This is a genomic window from Micromonospora sp. NPDC053740 (assembly GCF_040677775.1).
Taxonomy (GTDB): domain Bacteria; phylum Actinomycetota; class Actinomycetes; order Mycobacteriales; family Micromonosporaceae; genus Micromonospora; species Micromonospora alfalfae.
In genome coordinates this window covers 468540-490704 of the sequence record NZ_JBFASO010000001.1, presented here as the reverse complement: position 1 = coordinate 490704, position 22165 = coordinate 468540, and the positions used below count along the sequence as shown (strand labels likewise).

The 22165-nt window shown below is 70.5% G+C and carries 23 protein-coding genes; 12 read left to right on the top strand and 11 right to left on the bottom strand.

The annotated features are described in order from the left end of the window. Nucleotides 1–197: 197 nt before the first annotated feature. Entirely contained in the window at nucleotides 198–668 is a 471-nt protein-coding gene (locus AB0K35_RS02140; RefSeq protein WP_363883103.1) for a GNAT family N-acetyltransferase, read from the bottom strand. An 86-nt stretch (nucleotides 669–754) separates the two neighbouring features. Here AB0K35_RS02140 and AB0K35_RS02135 point away from each other — a divergent pair, with 86 nt between their 5' ends. Together AB0K35_RS02135 and AB0K35_RS02130 are read left to right on the top strand one after the other, a co-directional pair. Next, nucleotides 755–1381: a low temperature requirement protein A gene (locus AB0K35_RS02135; RefSeq protein ID WP_363883100.1), complete on the top strand. Its 627-nt coding sequence runs from the start codon at nucleotides 755–757 to the stop codon at nucleotides 1379–1381. Between the two features lie 96 nt (nucleotides 1382–1477). Beyond that, nucleotides 1478–2377, top strand: coding sequence for an ABC transporter substrate-binding protein (locus AB0K35_RS02130; RefSeq protein WP_363883097.1), 900 nt, complete (start codon nucleotides 1478–1480; stop codon nucleotides 2375–2377). Nucleotides 2378–2447: 70 nt separating this feature from the next. Here AB0K35_RS02130 and AB0K35_RS02125 read toward each other — a convergent pair whose 3' ends face one another. From AB0K35_RS02125 to AB0K35_RS02105, 5 genes are read right to left on the bottom strand one after another with little or no spacing between them, the layout of a single operon-like run. Then, complete coding sequence (locus AB0K35_RS02125; RefSeq protein WP_238667733.1) at nucleotides 2448–3128, bottom strand: ATP-binding cassette domain-containing protein; 681 nt, start codon at nucleotides 3126–3128, stop codon at nucleotides 2448–2450. Then, entirely contained in the window at nucleotides 3125–4132 is a 1008-nt protein-coding gene (locus AB0K35_RS02120) for an ABC transporter ATP-binding protein (RefSeq protein ID WP_238667732.1), read from the bottom strand. The genes AB0K35_RS02125 and AB0K35_RS02120 overlap by 4 nt, the downstream gene beginning before the upstream one ends. Further along, nucleotides 4129–5013, bottom strand: a complete 885-nt coding sequence (locus AB0K35_RS02115) for an ABC transporter permease (protein ID WP_363883093.1) — start codon at nucleotides 5011–5013, stop codon at nucleotides 4129–4131. The genes AB0K35_RS02120 and AB0K35_RS02115 overlap by 4 nt, the downstream gene beginning before the upstream one ends. Next, nucleotides 5006–6025, bottom strand: a complete 1020-nt coding sequence (locus AB0K35_RS02110) for an ABC transporter permease (RefSeq protein WP_363883091.1) — start codon at nucleotides 6023–6025, stop codon at nucleotides 5006–5008. Before AB0K35_RS02110 ends, AB0K35_RS02115 begins: the two co-directional genes overlap by 8 nt. Beyond that, entirely contained in the window at nucleotides 5995–7584 is a 1590-nt protein-coding gene (locus tag AB0K35_RS02105) for an ABC transporter substrate-binding protein (protein ID WP_363883755.1), read from the bottom strand. The genes AB0K35_RS02110 and AB0K35_RS02105 overlap by 31 nt, the downstream gene beginning before the upstream one ends. Before the next feature lie 188 nt (nucleotides 7585–7772). On the opposite strand from AB0K35_RS02105, the gene AB0K35_RS02100 reads away from it, so the two are divergent. Next, entirely contained in the window at nucleotides 7773–8288 is a 516-nt protein-coding gene (locus AB0K35_RS02100) for a signal peptidase II (protein ID WP_238667729.1), read from the top strand. Here AB0K35_RS02100 and AB0K35_RS02095 read toward each other — a convergent pair. The 4 genes from AB0K35_RS02095 to AB0K35_RS02080 are packed head-to-tail and all read right to left on the bottom strand — an operon-like array spanning nucleotide 8277 to nucleotide 11806. Beyond that, a complete protein-coding gene (locus tag AB0K35_RS02095; protein WP_238667728.1) occupies nucleotides 8277–8909 on the bottom strand; it encodes an LUD domain-containing protein in 633 nt (210 codons plus the stop codon). The two genes, AB0K35_RS02100 and AB0K35_RS02095, sit on opposite strands and share 12 nt — an antisense overlap. Then, entirely contained in the window at nucleotides 8906–10351 is a 1446-nt protein-coding gene (locus AB0K35_RS02090; protein WP_363883087.1) for a LutB/LldF family L-lactate oxidation iron-sulfur protein, read from the bottom strand. The genes AB0K35_RS02095 and AB0K35_RS02090 overlap by 4 nt, the downstream gene beginning before the upstream one ends. Further along, a complete protein-coding gene (locus AB0K35_RS02085; RefSeq protein ID WP_238667726.1) occupies nucleotides 10348–11058 on the bottom strand; it encodes a (Fe-S)-binding protein in 711 nt (236 codons plus the stop codon). Before AB0K35_RS02085 ends, AB0K35_RS02090 begins: the two co-directional genes overlap by 4 nt. Nucleotides 11059–11086: 28 nt before the next feature. Beyond that, nucleotides 11087–11806: a GntR family transcriptional regulator gene (locus AB0K35_RS02080; RefSeq protein WP_238667725.1), complete on the bottom strand. Its 720-nt coding sequence runs from the start codon at nucleotides 11804–11806 to the stop codon at nucleotides 11087–11089. 112 nt (nucleotides 11807–11918) lie between these two features. Here AB0K35_RS02080 and AB0K35_RS02075 point away from each other — a divergent pair, with 112 nt between their 5' ends. The 6 genes from AB0K35_RS02075 to AB0K35_RS02050 all read left to right on the top strand — a co-directional run bounded on the left by AB0K35_RS02075 (nucleotide 11919) and on the right by AB0K35_RS02050 (nucleotide 18012). Then, nucleotides 11919–12758, top strand: coding sequence for a fumarylacetoacetate hydrolase family protein (locus AB0K35_RS02075; RefSeq protein ID WP_238667724.1), 840 nt, complete (start codon nucleotides 11919–11921; stop codon nucleotides 12756–12758). Nucleotides 12759–12784: 26 nt separating this feature from the next. After that, on the top strand, nucleotides 12785–13546 hold the full coding sequence (locus tag AB0K35_RS02070) for an SDR family oxidoreductase (protein ID WP_308193430.1): 762 nt from the start codon (nucleotides 12785–12787) through the stop codon (nucleotides 13544–13546). A 12-nt stretch (nucleotides 13547–13558) separates the two neighbouring features. Further along, the gene (locus AB0K35_RS02065) at nucleotides 13559–14467 is read left to right on the top strand and encodes a hypothetical protein (RefSeq protein WP_363883082.1); all 909 of its coding nucleotides are present in this window, start codon (nucleotides 13559–13561) and stop codon (nucleotides 14465–14467) included. Between the two features lie 228 nt (nucleotides 14468–14695). After that, a complete protein-coding gene (locus AB0K35_RS02060; RefSeq protein ID WP_363883079.1) occupies nucleotides 14696–15694 on the top strand; it encodes an RNA polymerase subunit sigma-70 in 999 nt (332 codons plus the stop codon). Nucleotides 15695–15698: 4 nt separating this feature from the next. After that, nucleotides 15699–16439 (top strand): DUF6069 family protein, encoded by a 741-nt coding sequence (locus AB0K35_RS02055; RefSeq protein ID WP_238667720.1) that lies wholly within the window; start codon nucleotides 15699–15701, stop codon nucleotides 16437–16439. A gap of 247 nt (nucleotides 16440–16686) precedes the next feature. Continuing rightward, the gene (locus AB0K35_RS02050; protein WP_363883076.1) at nucleotides 16687–18012 is read left to right on the top strand and encodes a carbohydrate-binding domain-containing protein; all 1326 of its coding nucleotides are present in this window, start codon (nucleotides 16687–16689) and stop codon (nucleotides 18010–18012) included. Between the two features lie 116 nt (nucleotides 18013–18128). Here the strand turns inward: AB0K35_RS02050 and AB0K35_RS02045 are convergent, their stop codons facing one another. Continuing rightward, nucleotides 18129–18902, bottom strand: coding sequence for an FCD domain-containing protein (locus tag AB0K35_RS02045; protein WP_238667718.1), 774 nt, complete (start codon nucleotides 18900–18902; stop codon nucleotides 18129–18131). Between the two features lie 183 nt (nucleotides 18903–19085). On the opposite strand from AB0K35_RS02045, the gene AB0K35_RS02040 reads away from it, so the two are divergent. The 3 genes from AB0K35_RS02040 to AB0K35_RS02030 all read left to right on the top strand — a co-directional run bounded on the left by AB0K35_RS02040 (nucleotide 19086) and on the right by AB0K35_RS02030 (nucleotide 22162). Further along, on the top strand, nucleotides 19086–20324 hold the full coding sequence (locus tag AB0K35_RS02040; protein ID WP_363883073.1) for a sugar ABC transporter substrate-binding protein: 1239 nt from the start codon (nucleotides 19086–19088) through the stop codon (nucleotides 20322–20324). Nucleotides 20325–20399: 75 nt separating this feature from the next. Beyond that, a complete protein-coding gene (locus AB0K35_RS02035) occupies nucleotides 20400–21350 on the top strand; it encodes a sugar ABC transporter permease (protein WP_363883071.1) in 951 nt (316 codons plus the stop codon). Beyond that, nucleotides 21347–22162, top strand: coding sequence for a carbohydrate ABC transporter permease (locus AB0K35_RS02030; RefSeq protein WP_238667715.1), 816 nt, complete (start codon nucleotides 21347–21349; stop codon nucleotides 22160–22162). Before AB0K35_RS02035 ends, AB0K35_RS02030 begins: the two co-directional genes overlap by 4 nt. The last annotated feature ends 3 nt before the right edge of the window (nucleotides 22163–22165 follow it).

Sequence of the window (22165 nt, the reverse complement as noted above, 5' to 3'; positions counted from 1 at the left end):
CATCCCCAACCGGCGCTACTGCACCGCGTCGATCCATATCTCGGATCAACCGACATGGACCTCGGGGCAGTACGTCAATGGCTCGACCACCGAGACGACGCCGATCGACCGGCCGCGCACGGATCTGCCGCCGACCGTGCACGCTGGTGGTGTAATCGCAACTGCGTCTACGCGATCGAGAGCGGCCGCCGTTCTCGTCAGAGAAGTAGCTCGTAGCGGCTGACAAGCGTTCGGGTGCCGCCGCCGGAGCGCTGACCGGGAGCGCCGCCGACTTCGACGTCACCGCGGTGGTGAAAGCCGGCGGCCTCGTAGTAGGCGCGCAAGCCGGGATTGGTGGCCACGCAGTCGAGCCGTAGCACGGCGGCGTCGTGGGCGCGTGCCCGATCCGCGGCCCAGGTCAGGATGGCGCTGCCGGTACCGGCAGCCCACCTTTCCACCGCCATCCGGTGCAGGTAGCCGGCTCGACCCGAGCAGTCGCTCCATACGGGATCGGACCAGTCGAGCGTCACCGTGCCCGCGGTGCGACCGTTGGCACGTACCAACCAGGTTTCCCCGCGCTCAACGGCCGGTGTTATCCATTCGGTGACAAACCGGTCCGGCCATTGCTGGATGCCGGCGGCGGTGAGCCAGGCTGCGGCGTGGTCGAGAACCGCCAGGACGTCCGCCACGTCCGCGGCCGTCGCACGAACGAACAGCAGATCCCCGTGGATTCGGCTCGTCATGCCACCAGTTTCTCAGCGCCATTCCGGTTCGCTTGTCCCGACCCCGGGCCACGCCAAGCGGAGGGCCGCTGCGACATAGGCTTCTGCCGCTGACAAGGCGCGGCGGTCGTGGACGTGCTTCCCCATCGACCGATGCGGCTGCGGGAGTCAGCGCTGGCGCCAAGCAGGTCCCGCTGATCATCGGGGTGCTCTACATTGCCTTGGGCATGGAGCAGATACTTGATCAACTGGCGCACGAGTCGGCCCAGCGCGGAGCCGAGATGCAGCTGAGCTGGATCGCTACGGCCACACTATTTGGCGGAACCGCGCTGTACTTCGGCGCCCGAGCAATCTTCATGAAGGTTGTCGCCGGCTATTCCATCCGGGGGGCGCTCATCGCGGTCGGCCTGGCCGTCCTCCTGATACCTGCCGCCGGGCTCTGCCCGCGATCGCCGCGCTCGGCCTACTTACCGTCTTCGTGCTCGCCCTGGTCGTTCAGGAATGGGGCAGCCCGCCCGGCTACGACCCACCGCAGGTGGTCGGCGAGGCGCCTGAACGTACTGCAACGGGGGACGTGGGTCGGCGGACAGCATCGACCGCATCGTCGCTTCGTCGGCGGCCTCGGCGGCTTCTTCAAACTGCATTGTGTACTCCTCGCGTGTCTGCACTCGTGCTCATGAGCCCAGACGAGGAGCCGATGTGACAGGGCGAGCCGCCGTGATCTCTCTCTGTCGGGGAGTGGACGTGGTTCGGTCGCGCCTGGTAGGCAGGCCGGTGTGCGAATCGTCTCCCTGCTGCCGGCGGCCACGGACATCGTGGCCATGCTCGGCCTGACCGGGCATCTGGTCGGGCGTACCCACGAGTGTGACTGGCCGCCGGGGGCTCTGGTCGACGTCCCGGCGGTGACCGCGACGTCCCTGCCGGAGAGCTTGACTAGCCGGGAGATCTCGGCGGCGATCGCCGGTGACCCGCACCGGGGATCGTCGTTGTACCAGCTCGACGTCGCCGTGCTGGAGGGGTTGAAGCCGGATCTGATCCTGACCCAGGATCTGTGCGACGTGTGTGCGGTCTCCTACGAGCGGGTCAACGACGCGGTTGGTCTGATCGATCTCGACACCACTGTGATGTCCCTGGAGGCGAGGACCATCGCCGGGATCCTCGACACTGTCGATGCCGTGGCCGCGCTGACCGGCACCGAAGGCAGGGCGGCGGAGATCCGAGCCGACGCCGAGCGTCGCCTCGCCGCGTTGCCGGGGTCGGCGCCCGGCGGGCCGACGGTGTTGTTCGTCGAGTGGCTCGACCCGCTGATGCCTGGTGGGCACTGGGTGCCGGAGCAGATCGCCTACGCGGGCGGGCGCTCGCTGCTGCTCGGGCCGGGCGCGCACAGCACCCCGCACCTGTGGTCGGTGGTCGCCGACCTGGCTCCCGAGGTGGTGGTGTTCGGGCCGTGCGGGTTCACGCCGGAGCGAACCTTCGACGAATTGTCCGTGGCGGTCGGGCAACCCGGCTGGGCGGACCTGCCCGCGGTGCGTAACGGGCAGGTGTGGGTGGTCGACGGGCCTGCCTACTTCAACCGCCCCGGCCCGAGGGTCGTCGACGGCGCGGAGATCCTCGCCGGCATCCTCGCCGGCCGCCCCGACTCCCGCGCTCGGCGGGTGCCCCTCGACGTCGGCTGACGCTGCCGCGTCCGAGTGGTGGAGGCCGATCGCCCGTTGCCCCGGCATTCGCACCGCACCGCACCGCGGTTCAGGAGCGTGCCCCCGCTGTGCTGGCGAGGTCGACGATCCGGTCGCTCCAGCGGGCCAGCAGGGTCTGGTCGTGGGTGATGACCAGGACACCGGCCTGCTGGGTCCGCTGGTAGTCGCGGATGACGGCGGCGACGTGCGCCTGGGTTGAGGCGTCGAGCATCGCGGTGGCCTCGTCGCAGAGCAGGTAGTCGGGGCGGTGTACGAGGGCCCGGGCGAGGCAGGCGCGTTGCAGTTGCCCGTCGGACACCGCGTGGGGACGCCGGCTGCGCAGATCCGCTGTGAGGCCGACGAGGTCGGCGAGTTCGGCCACCCGTTCCCGGACCGCCGACTCGGGCGTCCGGGTGGCGCGCAGCGGTTCGGCGATGAGATCGGTGAGGCTCAGTCGAGGATCGGCTGCGGCGCGCGGGCTCTGGAAGAGGGCGGCGACGCGGGTCCGTAGGGCGACCGGCACGGCATACCGAACGGCGTCGACAGGGGTGCCGTCGATGCTGACCCGGCCCTGGTCGGGGCGGTGCAGCAGGGCCAGGACCCGGACCAGTGTCGACTTTCCGCAGCCGGACGGCCCGCGCAGTCCGACCGTCTCTCCCCGGCCGATCCGCACTGTGACGTCGTCGAGGACGACCTGGCGGCCGTAGGAGACGCTCACCTCGTCGGCGAGCAGGTGCTGCGCGCTGGTCACGTGGTGGCTCCGGTGGTGGGGATCGGGTGGTGGCAGGCCACTGTGCCGCCACCGGCGACCGGTGTCGGCTGTGGTCGGTCCGCGCAGGTGTCGGTGCGGCGTGGGCAGCGGGGCGCGAACGCGCAGCCCGGGGGCAGCGCGGTGAGCATCGGCGGGTCGCCCGGCACGGGCCGGAAGGCCCGGTCCGGCAGGGCGTCGAGCAGCGCCGAGGCGTACGGGTGGGTCGGCGCGGTGAACAGCTGGTCGGTGGGGCGGTGTTCCACGATGCGGCTGGCGTACATCACGGCGACGGTGTCGGCGACCCGGTGTGCGGCGGCCAGGTCGTGCGTGATGAGCACGACTGCCGCGCCGTTGTCGCAGCGACGGCGCAGCAGGTCGAGGGTGTGGTCCACCAGCGGCCGGTCCAGCCCGGTGGTGGGCTCGTCGGCGATGAGCAGCGACGGGTCGGGTGCCAGTGCGAGCGCGGTGACCAGACGCTGTGCCATGCCACCGGACAGCTCGTGCGGGTAGCGGTCCAGGTCCGCCGGGTCGAGTCCGACATCGACAGCGAGGCGGTCGGCGTCGGCGCGGTCGCGGCCGTGCGCCCGCAGCGTCTCGGCGAGCAGTCGCCGTCCGGTGCGGACCGGGTTCAGGGCGGTGGCCGGGCTCTGCGGGACCAGTCCGACCCGGCGCCCGCGTACCCTGCGGGCAAGCTGGCGTTGGCCGCAGGTGACCAGGTCGACCGGGCCGGCGCCGGGGTGGTGCAGCACGGCGTGACCGGTGGTCGTGGCGTTGCCCGGCAGGAGGCCGAGCAGGGCGTGGGCCAGGACGGACTTGCCGCAGCCGGACTCGCCGACGACGGCCAGCAGCTCGCCGGGCCGCACGGTGAGGCTGAGATCGCTGACTGCGCGCACGCGCGCGTCGCGGAGCCGGAACTCGACGCCGAGGCCGTCGACGGCGAGCAGCGGCTGCCGCGCGGCGGCGTGGGGCGACGCCTCGGCGGTAGCGGATTCGGTGGTGGTCACAGGTGCAGCTCCGCTCGGATCCGGGGATCGAGGCGGTCGCGCCAGCGGGCGGCGAGGACCGCGATGGCGAGGGTGACCACCACGATGACAGCGCCCGGTGCCAGGCTGGCCCACCAGGCACCGGTCAGCAGCGACCCCTGGCCGTCGTTGATCATGTTGCCCAGCGAGGCGAGGTGTGGCGGCAGGCCGAGCCCGAGGAACGACAGCGCGGTCTCGTGCCACACCGCGTGCGGGATCATCAGGGTGGTCGCCAGGGCCAGCCGGGGCAGGACGTGCGGCAGCAGGTGTCGGGTGAGGACCCGGAGCCGGCCGGCTCCGCCGCTGATGGCGGCGTCGACGAACGGTCGGGTCCGCAGGCTCAACAACTCGGATCGGACGATGCGGGCGGTGGAGAGCCAGTGGGTGAGCCCGACGGAGGCGATCACGGCACCGAGGCTGGGACGCAGCATGGCGACGATGAAGATGCCCAGCAGCAGGTGCGGCATCGCGGCGATGGTGTCCACGATCCGCATCAGGATCCGGTCGACCCGGCCGCCGAGCGTGCCGGCGATCCCGCCCACCACGCCCCCGAGGACTGTGGCGACGAGCGCGGCGACCGCGCCGACGAGCAGCGAGACCCGCAGCCCGTAGACGGCGCGGTGCGCCACGTCGCGGCCCAGGTCGTCGGTGCCGGCGAGGTGGGCCCAGGACGGCGCCAACCGGGTCTGGTCCAGCGCGACAGCGCTCTGGTCGAGCGGCCAGACGAGCGGAGCGAGCAGCGAGCCGGCGACGGCCACCAGCAGGACCAGACCGGCGATGACGACACCGGTCTGGCCGGGTCGCAGCCGCAGCCGGGACCGGGTCACCCGGAGCAGCGGCGGTCGGGCAGCGAGGTCAGCCATCGAGTCGTACCCTCGGGTCCGCGGCGGCGTAGGCGAGGTCGGTCGCGAGGTTCGCGGCCAGCACCACCGCTGTGGTGACCAGCGTGATCGCCGCCAGCAGCGGAAAGTCGCTGCCCAGCGCGGCGGCGACAGTGACGGCGCCGAGGCCCGGCAGCGAGAAGACCGTCTCGACCAGCACCGCCCCGCCGACCAGTTCGGGCAGGTGGGTGCCGACCAGGGTGAGGAACGGCAGCAGCGCGGTCCGCAGCGCGTGTCCGAACAGCACCGTCCGACCGGGCAACCCGCGGGCCCGCGCCGCGAGCACGTGGTCGTCGCGCATGCTCTCCGCGACAGCGTCCCGGACGAACAGCACGAACCACGGCGCCTGCGACACGGCCAACACCCCGACCGGCAGGATCAGGTGGTGGGCCACATCGGACCAGGACGTGCTGGTCGCTGTGACGTCGGTGAGCCCGCCCGCCGGCAACCAGCCCAGGGCCAGCGCGAACACGGCGATCGCGACCAGGCCCAGCCAGAAGACCGGCATCGACTGCACCGCGTACGCGGCCGCCCGCAACGCGCGGTCGAACACACCACCGCGCCGGTACGCCGCCAGCGCGCCCAGCAGCAGGCTCGCGACCAGGACCAGTGCGAGGGACACACCGATCAGGAGCAGCGTCCAGCCGGCCCGGGCGGCGAGCACCGAGGCGACCGGTTCGTGGCGGCTGGTCGACCAACCCAGGTCGCCCTGCACCAGGTTGCTGATCCAACGCAGGTACTGCACCGGCAGGGGATCGTCGATGCCCCAGTTCGCGCGCAGTTGGGCCAGGTTCTCCTCGCTGGCGGTGAAGGCCGCAGCGCCCGCGTACTGCTTCGCCGGGTCGACCGGCGAGGCGGCGCCGAGGGCGAACATCCCGACGCTGGTCGCGGCGAGCACCGGCACGGCGATCAGGAGCCGACGCCGGACCACCGCGCCGGCCCCGGCCAGTCGGCCGGAGCGGGTCACGACCGCGTCCAGGTGTCGATGTTCCACCAGAGGCTGTTCGCCACCCCGTGCTCGTGCGCCTCGACCCGCGGCGCCACACCCTCAACCGAGGACTTCAGCACGTAGGTGTGCCGCAGGTAGGTGAGGAACAGCCACGGTACGTCGACGGCCAACTGCTTCTGGAACTGCGCGTACGCGGCCTTGCGAAGGGCGGGGTCGATCTGGTCGCGGCCCTCCTGCAGGGCGCGGTCGGCGACGTCGGAGCGGTATGAGCCGGGGTTGAAGTAGCCCTGCCCCGCGAACGTCGAGCCGAACAGCTTGTACGAGACGAAGTCCGGGTCGTACGGCGTGCCGTAGCCCATCAGCAGGGCGTCGGACTTCATCCGTGGGTCGATGGCGTCCCAGGTGAGGCCCGCCGGAGTGACCTCGATGCCGACCTTCTTCGCGTCGGCGGTGACGGCGAGGGCCAGGTCCTTGCGCAGCGTGTCGCTCGCCGGGTACATCAGCGTGAACCGGGCCGGCCGGCCGTCCTTGACGCGCACCCCGCCGGGGCCGGGGGTCCAGCCGGCCGCGTCGAGCAGCGCTCCGGCCGATGTCGGGTCGGCGGTGGGTCTGCCGATGATCGACGGGTCGGCGAACTCGGAGGTCGGCGGGATCGGCCCGAACGCCGGTTCGCCGGCGCCACCGAGGAGCCCGGCCACCATCGCGGCCCGGTCGACGGCCAGGTTGAGCGCTCGGCGGACCGCCGGGTCGGCGAGGATCGGGTTGCCCGTCGGCAGCATCACGCCGCGGTAGTCGGCGGTCGGCACCCGCTGCACCCGGTACGTGGTGTCGGCGTCGAAACCGGAAGCCAGCTTCGGCGGCAGTTCGGCGGCGTCGAACTCGCCGGCGCGCATCCGCTGGGCGCGGACGTTGTCGTCGGCGACGAACGCGACCACCACCCGGTTGTTCTTCGGCCGGCCACCGAAGTAGCGCTCGTTGGCGGTGAGCACCAGGCGGTCGCCCGGGGTCCAGGAGTCGACCCGGTACGGCCCGGTCCCGATCGGCTTGCGGTTGAACGGTGCGGTGTTGATGTCCTGCCCGCTGAGCAGTTTCGCCGGCACGATGCCGAGGGTGAGCCGCTGCAGGAACGGCGCGTACGGGTAGCGCAGCCGGAACACGACAGTGGCCGCGTCGGGCGCGGTCACCGACTCCACCATGTCCAGGTCGGAGCGGAGCGTCGAGTCGACGGTCGGATCCAGCACGGCCTGGTACGTGAAGACGACGTCCTGGGCGGTCAGCGGGGTGCCGTCGTGGAACTGCACGCCGTCGCGGAGCTTCGCGGTCACTGTGCGGCCATCGGGTGACAGCTGCGGCAGCGCCGTGGACAGGCCGGCGACGAGGCGGTTGTCGTCGTCGCGGCTGACGAGGCCGTCGAAGATCAGTGAGGCGCCGTCGACGCCGTAGTTGAGCACCGGGTTCAACGCGTCCGGCTCGTCGGAGGTGGCGACGACCAGTGTTGCGCCGCCGGATGAGCCGTCGGGGTTGGCCGGGGCCGAACATCCGGCGAGGACGAGCATCCCCGCCGCCGCGGTCGCCGCCGTGAGGCGTCGGAAGGTCGGACGCATCCGGGTCACAGAGGGCTCCTGTGGTGTGGGGAGGAATCGTTTGTCGGGTGGGCGCGACGCCGACCCCGTTGATCATCACGGTGACACAGTTGCCACTCTTTGGCAATTACCAAACGTAGGCATCTTCTGGTTGATCAGGAGCCATTCGTCGGTGGTGACGGTCATCGGCGACCGGCTAGGGTTCCGGAGTGTTCCGCGCCGTCGTGTTGATCGCTGCTGTGGTGCTCGCCGCGGATCAGCTCACCAAGTACTGGGCCGAGTCCGCGCTCTCCGGCGGGCAGACCATCACCGTTCTCGGTGACCTGCTGCAACTGCGACTCCTGTACAACCCGGGCGCCGCCTTCTCGATCGGGTCCGCGTACACCTGGATCTTCGCGGTGGTCGCGGCGGCGGCGGTGGTCGCGGTGACGGTCGTGGCGTGGCGGGTCACGTCGCGCGCCTGGGCGGTGGCGTTGGGCCTGGTGCTCGGCGGCGCGGCGACGCACCTGCTGGACCGCCTCCTCCGGGAGCCGGGGTTCGCTCGCGGGCACGTGGTGGACTTCATCGACTACGCCGGGTTCTTCGTCGGCAACGTCGCCGACATCGCCCTGGTGGTCGGCGTGGGCATCGTCATGCTGCTCAACGTGCGCGGCACTCCGCTGCGCGCGACCGCCACCCCCGGCGAGAGCCGCAGCGACGAGCAGCGGTCCTCGTCAGACGCCTGAGCCGCCCGCTGGAACGACTTCGTCGTCCGGGCTGATCAGGACGACCTCCAGCCGGCGCGGGCCGTGCACTCCCTCCACACGGTTGAGTTCGATGTCGCTGGTGGCGGACGGGCCGGAGATCCAGGTCAGCGGGGCGTGCGGGTCCAGTCGGGTGAGCGCCTCCGGCAGCAGACCGACGACCTGGTCGGTGCGGACGACGCAGATGTGCCGGTCGGGCACCAGGGTGAGCGCGCGCCGCCCCTGCGTCGGGCCGGCGTCCAGGATGATGGTGCCCGTGTCGGCGACCACGACGGCGCAGCCGGTCAGGACCGCGTCCAGGTCGTCGAGCGCTGCCGGTGACAGCGGGGGCGCGTCGCGGTGCACCTCTCCGGCGTAACCGGCCAGCCAGTTCGCGGGGACGTCAGTGGGAACGGCGAGCCGGTCGACAGCGCCGAGCAGTCGGGGCAGGGCGTCGATGCCCCTGTGGACGACGGCCCGGTAGTCCTCCAGGCGGTCGACCAGGGTTTCGATCACGTCGGAGCGGTGGTCGACCCGGCGGTACCCGCGGGGCACCTGCACCGGCGGCGGGCTGTCGGCCAGCGCGGTCCGGAGCCGCGCCAGGATCTCGTCACGGGCGCTCACTGCTTTCCCCACCATTCCCTGAAGGTCTGCGGCGCGGGCAACGGCAGGTCGCGCGACCGGGTCCACGCCGAGGCGGGCCAGGGCAGTCGCCGCAGCGTTCGAGCGCCGGTGCGCCGTTCACGGTACGCCCCGAGCGGCCCCGCGCCCGCCCGAGCCAGGCGCAGGGCGGCGGCCCACCGTCGGGGGCTGCGCATCACCCAGGACAGGACGCGCATGGCGGCCCGTTCGACGGGCGGGTGCGGTGCCTGCTGGCGGAGATGAACCAGGATCTCCGGGATGTTGATCTTCACGGGACAGACGTCGTAGCAGGCGCCGCAGAGGGTCGACGCGTACGGCAACGAGGCATTGTCGGCCACACCGGTCAACTGCGGCGACAGGATCGCCCCGATCGGCCCCGGATACACCGAGCCGTACGCGTGCCCGCCGGCCCGCTCGTACACCGGGCAGACGTTGAGGCACGCGGAGCAGCGGATGCACGACAACGCCGGCCGCCCGACCGGGTCGGCGAGCACCGCGGACCGGCCATTGTCGACGAGCACGATGTGCACGTCCTGCGGGCCGTCGCCGGGGGTGACGCCGGTCCACATCGAGGTGTACGGGTTCATCCGCTCGCCGGTCGAGGATCGCGGCAGCAGTTGCAGGAAGACCTCCAGGTCGGTGAAGGTCGGCAGCAGCTTCTCGACGCCGACGACGCTGATCAGCGTCTCGGGGAGGGTGAGGCACATGCGGCCGTTGCCCTCGGACTCCACCACCACGAGTGTGCCGGTGTCGGCGACGGCGAAGTTGGCGCCGGAGACGGCGACCCGGGCCGAGAGAAAACGCCGTCGCAGGTGGGCGCGGGCCGCCTCGGCCAGCGCGGCCGGTTTGTCGCTCAGGTCGGCCGGCGCGTCGGCCATGCGACGTTGGAAGATCTCCCGGATCTGGGCCCGGTTGTAGTGGATCGCCGGCACCAGGATGTGCGAGGGGGTGTCGTCGCCGAGCTGCACGATCAGTTCCGCCAGGTCGGTCTCGTACGCGGCGATCCCGGCGGCCTCCAGCGCCTCGTTGAGCTCGATCTCCTGGGTCGCCATCGACTTGACCTTCACGACCTCGTCGGCCCCGGTGGCCCGGGTCAACGCGACAACGATCCGGCACGCCTCGGCCGCGTCGCGGGCCCAGTGCACTGTGGCGCCGGCAGCGGTGGCGGACGCCTCGAACTGCTCCAGCAGCTCCGGCAGGCTACGTTGGACGTCCGCCTTGATCGCCGAGCCGGCGTCCCGCAGGGCCTCCCAGTCGGGTACCTCGTCGACGACCCGTGCTCGCTTGGCGCGGATGGTGCGGGTGGCCCTGTGCAGGTTGGCCCGGAGTTGCGTGTCGGCGACGGCCGGCTTGGCGGCGGTGGGGAACGGCAGCGGCGTGCGGATCCGTCCGCCCCCGGTGGCGGGTGCGACCGGATGGCTCATGAGAGGGCTCCCGTCTCGGCGAGAATCTCGGCGTAGTGCACGGCCCGTACGCCCGAGCGGTGGCGGTCGAGACCGCCACCGATGTGCGCCAGGCAGGAGTTGTCGGCCGCGGCGAGCACCCGCGCGCCGGTGTCGCGGACCCGGGCGCACTTGTCGGTGAGCATCGCTGTGGAGACGTCCGGGTTCTTCAGTGCGAACGTGCCGCCGAAACCGCAGCACTCCTCGGCGTCGCCCAGCTCGACCAGCTTGATCCCGCGCACCTGGCGCAGCAGGGTCAGCGGCCGGTCGCCGAGGCGCAACATGCGCAGGCCGTGGCAGGTCGGGTGGTAGGTGACCGTCTCCGGGAACTCCGCGCCGACGTCGGTGACGCCGAGAACGTCGACGAGCAACTCGGACAGCTCGTACGTGCGGGCGGCCACCGAGGTGGCGGCCGGGTGCAGGCGCGGGTACTGGTCGCGGATCATCGCGGTGCACGACCCGGACGGCGCGACGATGGCGTCGTAGGAGTCGAAGACGTCGACGTAGTTGCGCACCATCGGCATGGCCTCGGCCCGGTAACCAGTGTTGGCGTGCATCTGCCCGCAGCAGGTCTGCTCGGCGGGGAAGTCGACTGTGTGGCCGAGTCGCCGCAGGATGCGGGTGACCGCGATGCCGGTGGCCGGGAACGCGAGGTCGTTGACGCAGGTGATGAAGAGGGCGATCCGCACGGCGGCTCCTCGGATGGGTGGGGGTGGGTCACGCCGAGTCGCGCGGTGTCGCGGGGACGGGGAGCTGGTCGAAGGCGGGCAGGTGACGCTCCCGGGCGGCGCTGAGGTGGGAGCGCATCGCCCCGGTGGCGGCTGCCGCGTCACCGGCGACGATGGCGGCGGCGATGCGCTGGTGCTCGGTGTTGGTGTCCGCCGCGCCGGCGACCGGGAAGTACAGCCGGTGCAGGTGCAGGTGTGAGTGCAGCCGCGTGATGCTGTCGCGCAGCAGCGGGCTGCCGGAGACCTCGGCGATCAGGTCGTGGAACCTCGCGTCCAGCGCGGTGAACGCGGCGTGCCGGCGATAGCCGTCGCCGGCCTCCACGTCGATGCTCGCCGCCGCCTCGGCACTGATCCGTTGGCGGGCCTCGGCGGAGGCATGGGTGGCGGCCCGTCCGGCGGTGGCGCCCTCCAGCAGTTGGCGCACGTCGAACAGGTCGTCGAACTCGGTGCGGCTCAGCAGCGGCGTGGTGGTGTAGCCGGAGAGCGGGCGTTTCCGGACCAGGCCGTCGGCCTCCAGCCGGGCGAGGGCCTCGCGGACCGGGGTGGGGGAGACGTCCAGCTCCCGGGCCAGCGCGTCGATGTTGACCCGCTCGCCGGGGGGAAGGATGTGGTCCATGACCAGCGTCTTTATCGACTCGTAGACGTCCTCGGTGAGGGTGAGTCGCCGGGCGGGACGAAGTCGACCCTCGCGAGGTTCCTGCTGGGCCATCTCGTCTCCTCAGCAAGCCCTTGACTGTGCCGGTGTGAGCGAGTACACACGAGCCAAACAACATCCTATAGGAAATTGGGTCCTCTGCGACCCATGCGCTGGAGGTCGGTTCGTGAGATTCATGCGCGTCGGGCCCGTGGGGCGGGAACGCCCCGTGCTGTACGTCGACGGGCGGCACTTCGACCTCTCGTCGCTCACCGTCGACATCGACGGCGAGTTCCTTGCCGGCGACGGCGTCCGGCGGGCCCGCGAGGCCACCGACCTGCCCGAGATCGACGTCACCGGTCAGCGGGTCGGCGCGCCGATCGCCCGGCCGGGGGTGGTGCTCTGCGTGGGGCAGAACTACGCCGCGCACGCCGCCGAGTCCGGTGCCGCCCCACCGACCGACCCGATCATCTTCTACAAGGCGCCCAACACCGTCGTCGGCCCGTACGACGAGGTTCTGATCCCGCGCGGCTCGACGAAGACCGACTGGGAGGTGGAGCTGGCGGTGGTGATCGGCCGATCGGCCCGCTACCTCGCCTCACCGGCCGACGCCCTCGGGCACATCGCCGGGTACGTGCTGTCCAACGACGTCTCCGAGCGGGACTTCCAGCTCGCGGTCTCCGGCGGCCAGTGGTCGAAGGGCAAGTCCTGTGAGACGTTCCAGCCGCTCGGCCCGTGGCTGGTCACCGCCGACGAGATCGGCGACCCGCAGGCGCTGCGGCTGCGCTCCTGGGTCAACGGCGAGCCCCGCCAGGACTCCAGCACCAAGGACATGATCTTCGACGTGGCGCACCTGGTCTGGCACCTGTCCCAGTACACGGTCCTGGATCCGGGCGACGTCATCAACACGGGCACCCCGCAGGGAGTGGCACTCTCCGGACGCTTTCCGTATCTGGCCGCCGGCGATGTGATGGAGGTCGAGATCGACGGCCTCGGTCGGCAGCGCAACACGCTCCGGGACGCCTGATGCGGTGCGACGGTCTCGTGGCGGTGGTGACCGGAGGTGGATCGGGGATCGGCCTTGCCTGCGTGCGGGCGTTCGTCGCCGCCGGTGCCCGGGTGGGTGTCCTGGACCTGGAGCTGTCCGGTCTGCTGGAGGATCCCGGCGTCATCGGCGTCCGGGCGGACGTGGCTGACCGGTCCTCCCTCAGCGCGGCCGTCGCCTCGGTCGCGGAGGCGTTCGGCGGCATCGACATCCTGGTGAACAACGCCGGCATCTCGGCCGTGGGCACTGTGGAGGAGGACGACGACGAGCAGTGGAGCCGGGTGCTCGACGTCAACGTCTCCGGCGTGGCCCGAACCAGCGCCGTCGCCCTGCCGTACCTGCGTCGGTCGTCGTCCGCGGCGATCGTCAACATCTCCTCGATCGCGGCGACCGTCGGCCTGCCCCGACGCGCCCTGTACTCGGCGTCGAAGGGCGCTGTGCACGCCCTCACCCTCGCCATGGCCGCCGACCTGGTGACGGAGGGCGTCCGGGTCAACTGTGTGGCCCCCGGCACCGTGGACACTCCCTGGGTGGCCCGCCTGCTCGCAGGCGCGCCCGACCCGACGGCCGAGAAGCGGCAACTGGCGTCCCGGCAACCGACCGGCCGCCTGGTGACAGCCGACGAGGTTGCTGCCGCCGTCGTCTACCTCGCCTCGCCCGCGACCGGGTCGGTGACCGGTTCGTCGCTGCCGGTGGACGGCGGCATGTCCGGCCTGCGCCTGCCCGCCCGGGTCCCGCCCGTGGCCGGCACTGCCGAACCGGGCGCGTGACATGATTGCGGGATGGGGAAACAGCAGGACGTCGGCGCAGCCGACAGTCACAGCGGGTCCGGCACCACCGCCCACCGTCCGATCGGTGGCAGCGCTGACGCTCGGCTCGCCCTCGCGCAGGACCCCACAACGCCACAAATGACCCTTATCGACCTGGCGTCCGATCCGTCGGTCCTGGTCCGCAAGGCGGTCGCCTCTCGGGCCGACGCACCCGCGCAGGCCCTCCGACCGCTTACCCGCGACCATGATCGTCAGGTCCGGGAGGCCGTGGCGAGGAACCCCTCCACCTCGATCGCCAACCTCATGCGCCTGGTCAAGGACGCCGACCGGTGGGTCCGCTGGGCGGTCGCCGGCAACCCGGCCTGCGACGAGTCGATCCGCCAGGTCATGTCGCAGACTTCGGACAAGGAGCTTCGCGGTCTCCTCGCGGAGAGTCGTGACCTGGAGCCGGAGCTGGCCGCCAAGCTGATCGGCGACGTGTCACCCGAGGTACGGGAACGACTCGCCACGCACACCCACGACCCCGACGTGATCAACGCCCTGCTGGCCGATCGCACCGCACGCGTACGCAAGGGGGTTGCCCGCAACCCGCGCACCACCGCCGAGCAGCGCAGCGCGCTCGCCGCGGACCCGGTGGTCGACGTCCGCGCCGCGCTGGTGCGGGCCGTCGAGCTGAGCGAGGCGGACCTCGCCCGCCTGGTCGACGACCGTGCCGTGCAGGTCCGACTGGCGATGGCGACCTCCGAGGTCGTTCCGCCGCACATCCGGCAGGCGCTCGCTCGCGACGCCGACGAGATGGTGGCCAGCGCGGCACGGGACTACCGCCCGGGGTCGGGCAACGCCTCCGCCGTGCGGGCACCCCGCATCGCGCACCGGCCCTCCTCTGGTGCGGGCCGATCGGGTGGCGGCACCGCCCGGTAGGACCGCCCCGCCGCCCCGCCGCCCCGCCGCCCCGCCGCGCCGCCGCCCCGCCGCCCCGCCGCGCCGCCGCCCCGCCGCGCCGCCGCGCCGCCGCTGCGAGCGGCGGATGCGCCAGCGAGCGTCATGACTCGCAGATACTCACCATCCCGATCAGACCCGGGTGATGAGTTGTCGCGTCCGCGCCCGTCATACCTACGACAGGACATGACGAGGCGAAAGGATGACGTGATGAGTGCGGACACGCGGCTGGAGGAGCTGGGCGTGAGCGGTCTGGGCGAGGTCGACGAGCCGGCGTTCGTGGGGCTGGCGCAGCGGCACCGGCGGGAACTGCACGTGCACTGCTACCGGATGCTCGGGTCGTTCGAGGACGCCGAGGACACAGTGCAGGAGACGTTCCTGCGAGCCTGGCGGCGACGGGAGACGTTCGAGGGGCGGTCGACGTTCCGGGCCTGGCTGTACCGGATCGCCACCAACGCCTGCCTGGACCTGCTCGCCAAGCGCCGCCCGGAACCGGCGACCGGCGGTGAGGTGCTGTGGTTGCAGCCCTACCCGGACCGGCTGCTCGACGAGCTGCCCGCAGCCGACGCGGACGAGCCGGAGACCGTCGCCGTCGCGCGGGAGACGATCGAGCTGGCGTACCTGGTAGCGGTGCAGCACCTCGCGCCGCGTCCGCGGGCCGTGCTGATCCTGCGCGACGTGCTCGGCTGGCCGGCCAAGGACGTCGCGGAGCTGCTCGGAGACTCGGTCAACTCGGTCAACAGCGCCCTGCAGCGGGCTCGCGCCGGCATGCGGGAGCACCTGCCCGCGGAGCGGCAGGACTGGACCGGTGGCGAGGAGGACGCCGGCACACGCGAGCTGGTGCGCCGCTTCACCGACGCCAGCGTGACCACGAACATCGACGCGCTCGCCACCATGCTGCGCGACGACGTCCGCTGCTCGATGCCGCCCACGCCGGGCCTGTACGTCGGCCGCGACGCGGTGGTGAACAACTGGGTCGAGGATGGCTTCGATGGCATGACGGGCCTGCGCGCGGTCCCCACCTCGGTGAACCGCCAGCCCGCCGTCGCCTTCTACCACTGGCGCAAGCAGGACGGCGCGTACCTGCCGTTGACGATCGACGTCCTGCGCATCACCGGCGGCGCGATCACCGAGATCGTCACGTTCCACGACGACCAGTTCCCACGGCTCGGGTTGCCGGACCGCCTGCTGGCGGACGGCACGGAGTAGTCCCGTGTGGACGCTCACGCTGCGCCGTGGCGCGCGTGCCGCGGTAGTCACGGCGGAGTGGTACGACGCGTTCGGCGTCGTCACCAGTGGGCGGGTGCAGCTGGAGTTGCGCGACGGCGAACCCGGGCCGGTCCTCGGCCGCGATGCCGGGTTCTGGCTGCGTGGCACCGGCGTCCGCGCGCTGCGCAACCCCGGCCGCCGCACGGCGAGGGTGCGTGTCTTCACGCCCGGGGCCGTCACACGCCAGTCAACACATCCTGTACGCCAGCCTCATCATGAGGGAGACGACGTGAACAGCACGAAGGACACCGAGACCGTCGCCGGCCCGACAACGGGCCGCCCCAGCTTCCCCCACCGATTCCGCGGGCTCATCGGCACCGGCGTGTTTGCCACGCTCGCGGCGATGGTGACCACCACCGTCGCCGCCGCGCTGGCCCGGGCCGCCGGCGTCGACTTCGAGATCCCCGATGGCGGCGAGACGATTCCGTTGTCCGGGTTCACCGTGGTGACCGGCTTCTTCTCGGTAGTGGGCGTCGTCATCGCCGTGGCTCTGCTCCGGTGGAGCGCTCGGCCCGCCGACCGGTTCGTCTGGACGGCCGTGGCGCTGAGCGCGCTCTCGCTGGTCCCGGCCCTCATCTCGGGGGCGAACGCGGCCACCATCACCGCTCTGCTCGGGCTGCACCTCGTCGCCGCGGCGGTGATGATCCCCGTCCTGACCCGGAGTCTCCGCACCCGGACCAATTGACGCTGACAGTCTCCGTTGCGCGGGTGGGCGGTCACTCCGGTGGCCGCCCGCCCGGTGACGATGGTGGTGCGCTTCTCGTCCGCACTGTCGGCTCGGAGAGTACAACCCGGGTACGCAGGATGGTCGTGATGTATTCACATGTGTCGTCCCGATTCCTCCTAGGCTAGGAATGCCCAGCTTCTGGGCGTACGCCGTCAAGGGAGGATCAGCGGTGCGAATCAGGAGATCAGGGTCCACGATCGTCGCGATGGCAGTGGCGACAGTGGTCGTCATCGCGGGGGGTGTGTTCGCCGGCAGCACGGCGAGCGCCGCCGAGCCCTCCCCGTTCACCGTCGTGGAGGGTGCGATCCGTACGGCGACCGGCACCCCGGTGCCCGCGTCCGGCACGCACGCCTCGCTCTGGGGCAACTCCAGCTACGCCAGCACCAGCATCAGTGGCTCCGGTCGAGTGCTGATCGGGGCCATCGGCGACAACTGCCAGGGCTGGCCGACCGTCCGGGTGACTGTCGACGGCGTCAACGTCGGCCAGACCACAATCGTCAGCGCGACCAGCTACGGCACCTATCCGGTCGGCACGGCGGTCGGCGGCGGTCAGCACACAGTGCGGATCCAGTTCGTCAACGACTTCAGGGCCGACTCCTGCGACCGCAACGTTCATGTCGCGTACGCGCTGATGGAGACCGCGGGCACCACCGACCCGAAGTTCAGCTTCGCCGTCCTGCCGGACACCCAGCAGGAGGTGCTCAACAGCTCGGACACCCGGTTCCTCAACCGCACGAACTGGTTGGTGCAGAACCGGTCCGCGCTGGACCTGCGCTTCGTGACCTCCTCCGGCGACGTGGTCAACTGGGACACCCCGGACCACGCGCAGTACGTCATCGCCCGTAACGCGATGCGACCGATCGAGAACGCGGCCATCCCGTACGCGCTGGCGCTCGGCAACCACGACACCCAGGCGACCGGCGTCGGCGGGTCGGCCCGCGACCCCGCCCGCACCCGCGAACTCATCCGCGACACCGGCGTGTTCAACCAGTACTTCACAGTCGGCCAGTACCGCGCGGTCCGGGGGCAGTTCGAGGCCGGCAAGGTCGACAACTCGTATTCGACCTTCACTGCCGGTGGCGTGCAGTGGATGGTGCTGACCCTGGAACTCTGGCCCCGGGTCGCGGCCGTGAACTGGGCCAGGAGCGTCGTCGCCACCAACCCCCGGCACAACGTCATCGTGGTCACCCACGACTACATCGACGGCAACGGCGCCATCGAGCAGAGCGCCGGGTACGGCGCGACGAGCCCGCAGTACCTCTTCGACAACCTGGTCAAGCAGTACGCCAACATCCGGTTCGTCTTCTCCGGTCACACCGGTATCGCCGCCAACCGGGTCGACACCGGAGTCAACGGGAACAAGGTCTATTCGTTCCTCCAGACGTTCCACTCCAACAGCACCAACCCGGTACGTCTGGTCGAGGTCGACACCGCCGCCAACTCGCTGCGCACCTGGATCTACGCGCCGTACACCAACCGGTCGTTCACCGAGTACGACAGGTCGTTCACGGGCATCGGCGTGGTCCGCTGAGGCGTATCCAGTGGGCTCGGGCTGCGTGATCGACTCGGCTTCACTGATGTCGGGGTGTCCGGGGTGCTCCGATACCGCGACTTCCGGATAGCCGAGTCGATCATAGGGGCGCCTGGTCAGCGAGTGGTCGCCTCGCGGTCGGGTGCGCCGGTCTGTTCCCACAGCGACTTCATCTCGTCGAAGGCCTGCTCCATCAGCCGCACCATCGCCTGCCGGGCACGCTCCCCGTCGCGTCGCTGGATCGCCTGGGCGACGTCGGCGTGCATCTGGAGGGCCTGCTCATGCGGGTGGTGCGGCATGAGGTGGTGCTTGTGCCGGCCGGTGAGCACCTCCGCCACCAGCTCCTGGAGCCGGACGAACATCTCGTTGCCGGAGGCGAGCAGGACGAGCCGGTGAAACTCGATGTCGAGGTGCAGGAAGCGCTCCTCGTCGCCGGCCTCGCCGGCGGCCCACATCTTCGCCGCCAGCCCGACGAGATCGCTGGCCTCGTCCCGGCCGATCCGGCTGGCCGCCAGGTAGGCCGCGTGCGGCTCGACGGCGGTGCGCAGCTCGGTGATCGAGCGGAGCTGGGCCATCCGGCCGGCCGAGGCGAGACGCCAACGGATCACCTGCGGGTCGAAGACGTTCCACGCGCTCGCCGGTCGGATCATCACACCTACCCGTCGGCGCGCCTCGATGAATCCGATCGAGGCCAGCACCCGTAGCACCTCGCGCACGACCGAGCGGGACACGGCGTACCGATCGACCAGCTCGTCGATGTTGAGGACCGATCCGGGTGCCAGCTCGCCGCCGCAGATGGCGGTGCCGAGGTGGTCGAGGACGCGCGCGTGCAGCCCGGACTCGGCGGGGAGGGTCGGAGCGGCTGCAACCTCTGGTGAGGACGGTTCCACTCAAAGATCATATCATTTGTATCTACCTCTTGAGGTAATCAGCTTTTTCGGCCTAGCATCCGGTTGTTAAGCGGATGTAACGCCGAGGTAGCGGCTCTTACAAGGGCGGCGGCCACGACAGAAGGAGAGACAAGCGTGCGACGTCGATCGATAATCGGCACTTCTCTGGCTGTGGTCGCCGCCATGAGCCTGACCGCCTGTGGCGGCGACGGCGGCGGCGAGGGCTCGAAGACCCTCCGCGTGACACTGGTCAACCACGTGTGGACAGAGAACATCAGGAAGGCCCTGCCGGAGTTCGAGAAGCAGTCCGGGCTCACTGTCGAAGTCACCCAGCTCGGTGAGGACCAGCTCTCCGACCAGTACAACGTCAAGCTGAACGCCGGGTCCGACGACCTCGACGTGATGATGTACCGGCCCCTTCAGGAGGGGAAGCTGTTCGGCAAGAACAAGTACCTCGCCGACCTGAGCGAGAAGGTCAAGTCCGACAGCGCCTTCGAGTTCGGTGACTTCCAGGCCGGGCCGCTACAGGCGACGACCTATGAGGACAAGGTCGTCGGACTGCCGATCATCACCGAGCAGGAGGTCCTCTACTACCGCAAGGACCTGCTGACGAAGTCCGGCTTCACAGCGCCGCCCAAGACCCTCGACGAGCTCAAGGCGCAGGCCGCCAAGATCGAGGCGGACAACCCGGGCGTCGCCGGCTTCGTCGCTCGTACCGGTAAGGCCGCAGCGGTCACGCAGTTCTCCAGCTTCCTCTTCAGCTTCGGCGGCGACTTCGTGGACGCCAGCGGCAAGGCCACTGTCAACACCGAGCAGGCCAAGCAGGCGTACGCCTACTACGGCGGTCTTCTCAGGGACCACGGCCCGGAGAACATCAGCACCGACATGAGCTGGTCGGAGGCGATGGCGATCTTCACGCAGGGCAAGGCCGCCTTCTACACCGAGGCCAACTCGCTCTACAAGAACGCCACCGACCCGACCAAGTCCAAGGTCGTCGACTCCGTCGGCTTCGCCGCGTTCCCGGCCGGTCCGGCCGGATCGAAGCCGTACAACATCCCGTCCTGGGCGCTCGGCGTGAACGACAGCTCGGAGAACAAGGACAACGCCTGGAAGTTCATCCAGTGGGCGGCCGGCAAGGAGCAGGCGCTGGCGCAGCAGACGGCCGGCGTACCCGGTGCCCGCACCTCGGTTTGGGCGAATCCGGCCGGTACCGCCTCCTACCCGAAGGACCTCGCCGAGGCCAACACGGTCAGCACCGCCAACGGGGTCGGTCACGACCGTCCGCTGGTGGTGAAGGTGGCCCAGGCGCGGGAGATCGTCGGCCAGCCGATCGTCGACGCGATCACCGGCAAGGACGCCGCCAGCTCGGCGGACACGGCGAACGCGGCGTTCCAGAAGTTCCTCGACGACGAGGCGAAGTAACCAACGCGCAGGGCGGCGGAGCCGACGTGCTCCGCCGCCCCGCCGGGACCTGGCCCCCGAACCCGGAGACCCCTCATGTCAGCCGTCATCACCCCCCGCACCGACACGCCCGAGGCCCCTCCGGCGGCCCCGGAAGACTCCGCCTTGTCACGGTGGGCGAACGAACACCGCAAGTGGCTCTTCGCGGCACCCGCCATGGCGTTCGTCGCCGTGCTGATCATCTTTCCGGTGGCGTGGACCGGCTACCTGAGCCTGACCGACGCCGAGGGCTCGGTACGCGCCGAGTCCGAGTTCATCGGTTTCCAGAACTACCTCGACGTGCTCACCGACACCGACCGGTTCTGGCCGGCGGTCTGGCGTACGGTCCTCTTCACCGGCGTCGTGTTGTTCTTCGAGGTCGTTCTCGGCATGGCGATCGCCCTGCTGCTGTGGCGGCCCTTCCGTGGTGAGAAGTGGGTCCGCGTCGCGATCCTGCTGCCGCTGGTGGCCACCCCGGTGGCGGTCGGCATGATGTGGCGCCTGATCTTCGACCCCAACATCGGGATGGCGAACCAACTGCTCAGCTGGATCGGCATCGGCCCCCAACCCTGGCTGGCCGGGCAGCAGTCGGCCCTGCCGACGACGATGTTCATCGACATCTGGCAGTGGACCCCGATGGTGGTGCTGATCCTGCTCGCCGGGCTCACCTCGCTCTCCGACGAACCCCAGGAGGCGGCCCGGATCGACGGCGCCAGCAGCTGGCAGCGGTTCCGGCACGTCACCCTCCCGCTGCTGATGCCCACGGTGATCGTCGCCATCCTGCTGCGCGGCATCGACGCGCTGAAGACGTTCGACATCCTCTACGCCACAAAGGGACGCGGCGGAGGTTCCTTCCACGAGGTCGAGACCCTCAACGTCTACGCGTACGGCCTCAGCTTCGACTACAACGACTACGGCGTCTCGTCGACAGTCCTCATCATCTTCTTCCTGATCATCATCGGGGTGATGTGGGCCCTCACCTATCGCAAGAAGGGGCTGGGCCGATGAAGCCGAGCAAGCCGTACCGGGCGTTCCGCAACTCGGCTCTCGTCGTCGTGGTGTTCGCGCTGATGGCGCCCCTGCTGTGGATGATCGCCGCGTCGTTCAAGACCAACGTGGACATCTACGACACGGCCAAGGCGTTCGTCTTCTCGCCCAGCCTGAAGAACTACGAGACGGTTCTCCAGCAGGCGAACTACCTCGAGTTCATCGGCAACAGCCTCTGGGTGGCGTTCGCGGCCACCACGCTCTCGCTGGTGCTGGGGGTGCCCGCCGCATACTCGATGAGCCGGTTCAGCATGAAGAAGTCCGCGCTCGTCGTGCTCATGGCCCGGGTCATCCCCGGCGTCTCGCTCCTGGTGCCCTGGTACTACGTCTTCTCGAACCTGAAGATGGTCGGCGGATTCACGGTGCTGATCCTGAGCCACATGTTCGTGTCGCTGCCGCTGATCGTCTACATCATGATGGGGTACTTCGACGGCCTGCCGGCCGAGTTGGAGGAGGCCGCGCTGGTCGACGGGCTGACCCACATCGGCGCGTTCCGACGGATCACACTGCCGCTGTCGGTGCCCGGCGTCGCGACCGCCGGCATCCTCTCCTTCATCTTCTCCTGGAACAACTTCATGTTCGCCCTGGTGCTCTCGGGCTCGGACACCAAGACACTTCCCGTCGCGATCTTCGACTTCGTCGGCTACGCCAGCATCGACTGGGGCGGCCTGATGGCCGCCGCGACAGTGGTCACCCTGCCGATCATGCTGATCGCCCTGTTCGTGCAGAAGTACGTCGTCTCCGGCCTCACCGCCGGTGCCACGAAGGGCTGACCG

Bases quoted from the DNA above. Each gene is read 5' to 3' on its own strand.
- AB0K35_RS02115 (WP_363883093.1), bottom strand. From the start codon at position 5,013: ATGGCTGACCTCGCTGCCCGACCGCCGCTGCTCCGGGTGACCCGGTCC.
- AB0K35_RS02105 (WP_363883755.1), bottom strand. From the start codon at position 7,584: ATGCGTCCGACCTTCCGACGCCTCACGGCGGCGACCGCGGCGGCGGGG.
- AB0K35_RS02090 (WP_363883087.1), bottom strand. From the start codon at position 10,351: ATGAGCCATCCGGTCGCACCCGCCACCGGGGGCGGACGGATCCGCACG.
- AB0K35_RS02080 (WP_238667725.1), bottom strand. From the start codon at position 11,806: ATGGCCCAGCAGGAACCTCGCGAGGGTCGACTTCGTCCCGCCCGGCGA.
- AB0K35_RS02065 (WP_363883082.1), top strand. From the start codon at position 13,559: ATGGGGAAACAGCAGGACGTCGGCGCAGCCGACAGTCACAGCGGGTCC.
- AB0K35_RS02060 (WP_363883079.1), top strand. From the start codon at position 14,696: ATGAGTGCGGACACGCGGCTGGAGGAGCTGGGCGTGAGCGGTCTGGGC.
- AB0K35_RS02050 (WP_363883076.1), top strand. From the start codon at position 16,687: ATGGCAGTGGCGACAGTGGTCGTCATCGCGGGGGGTGTGTTCGCCGGC.
- AB0K35_RS02040 (WP_363883073.1), top strand. From the start codon at position 19,086: ATGAGCCTGACCGCCTGTGGCGGCGACGGCGGCGGCGAGGGCTCGAAG.
- AB0K35_RS02035 (WP_363883071.1), top strand. From the start codon at position 20,400: ATGTCAGCCGTCATCACCCCCCGCACCGACACGCCCGAGGCCCCTCCG.
- AB0K35_RS02030 (WP_238667715.1), top strand. From the start codon at position 21,347: ATGAAGCCGAGCAAGCCGTACCGGGCGTTCCGCAACTCGGCTCTCGTC.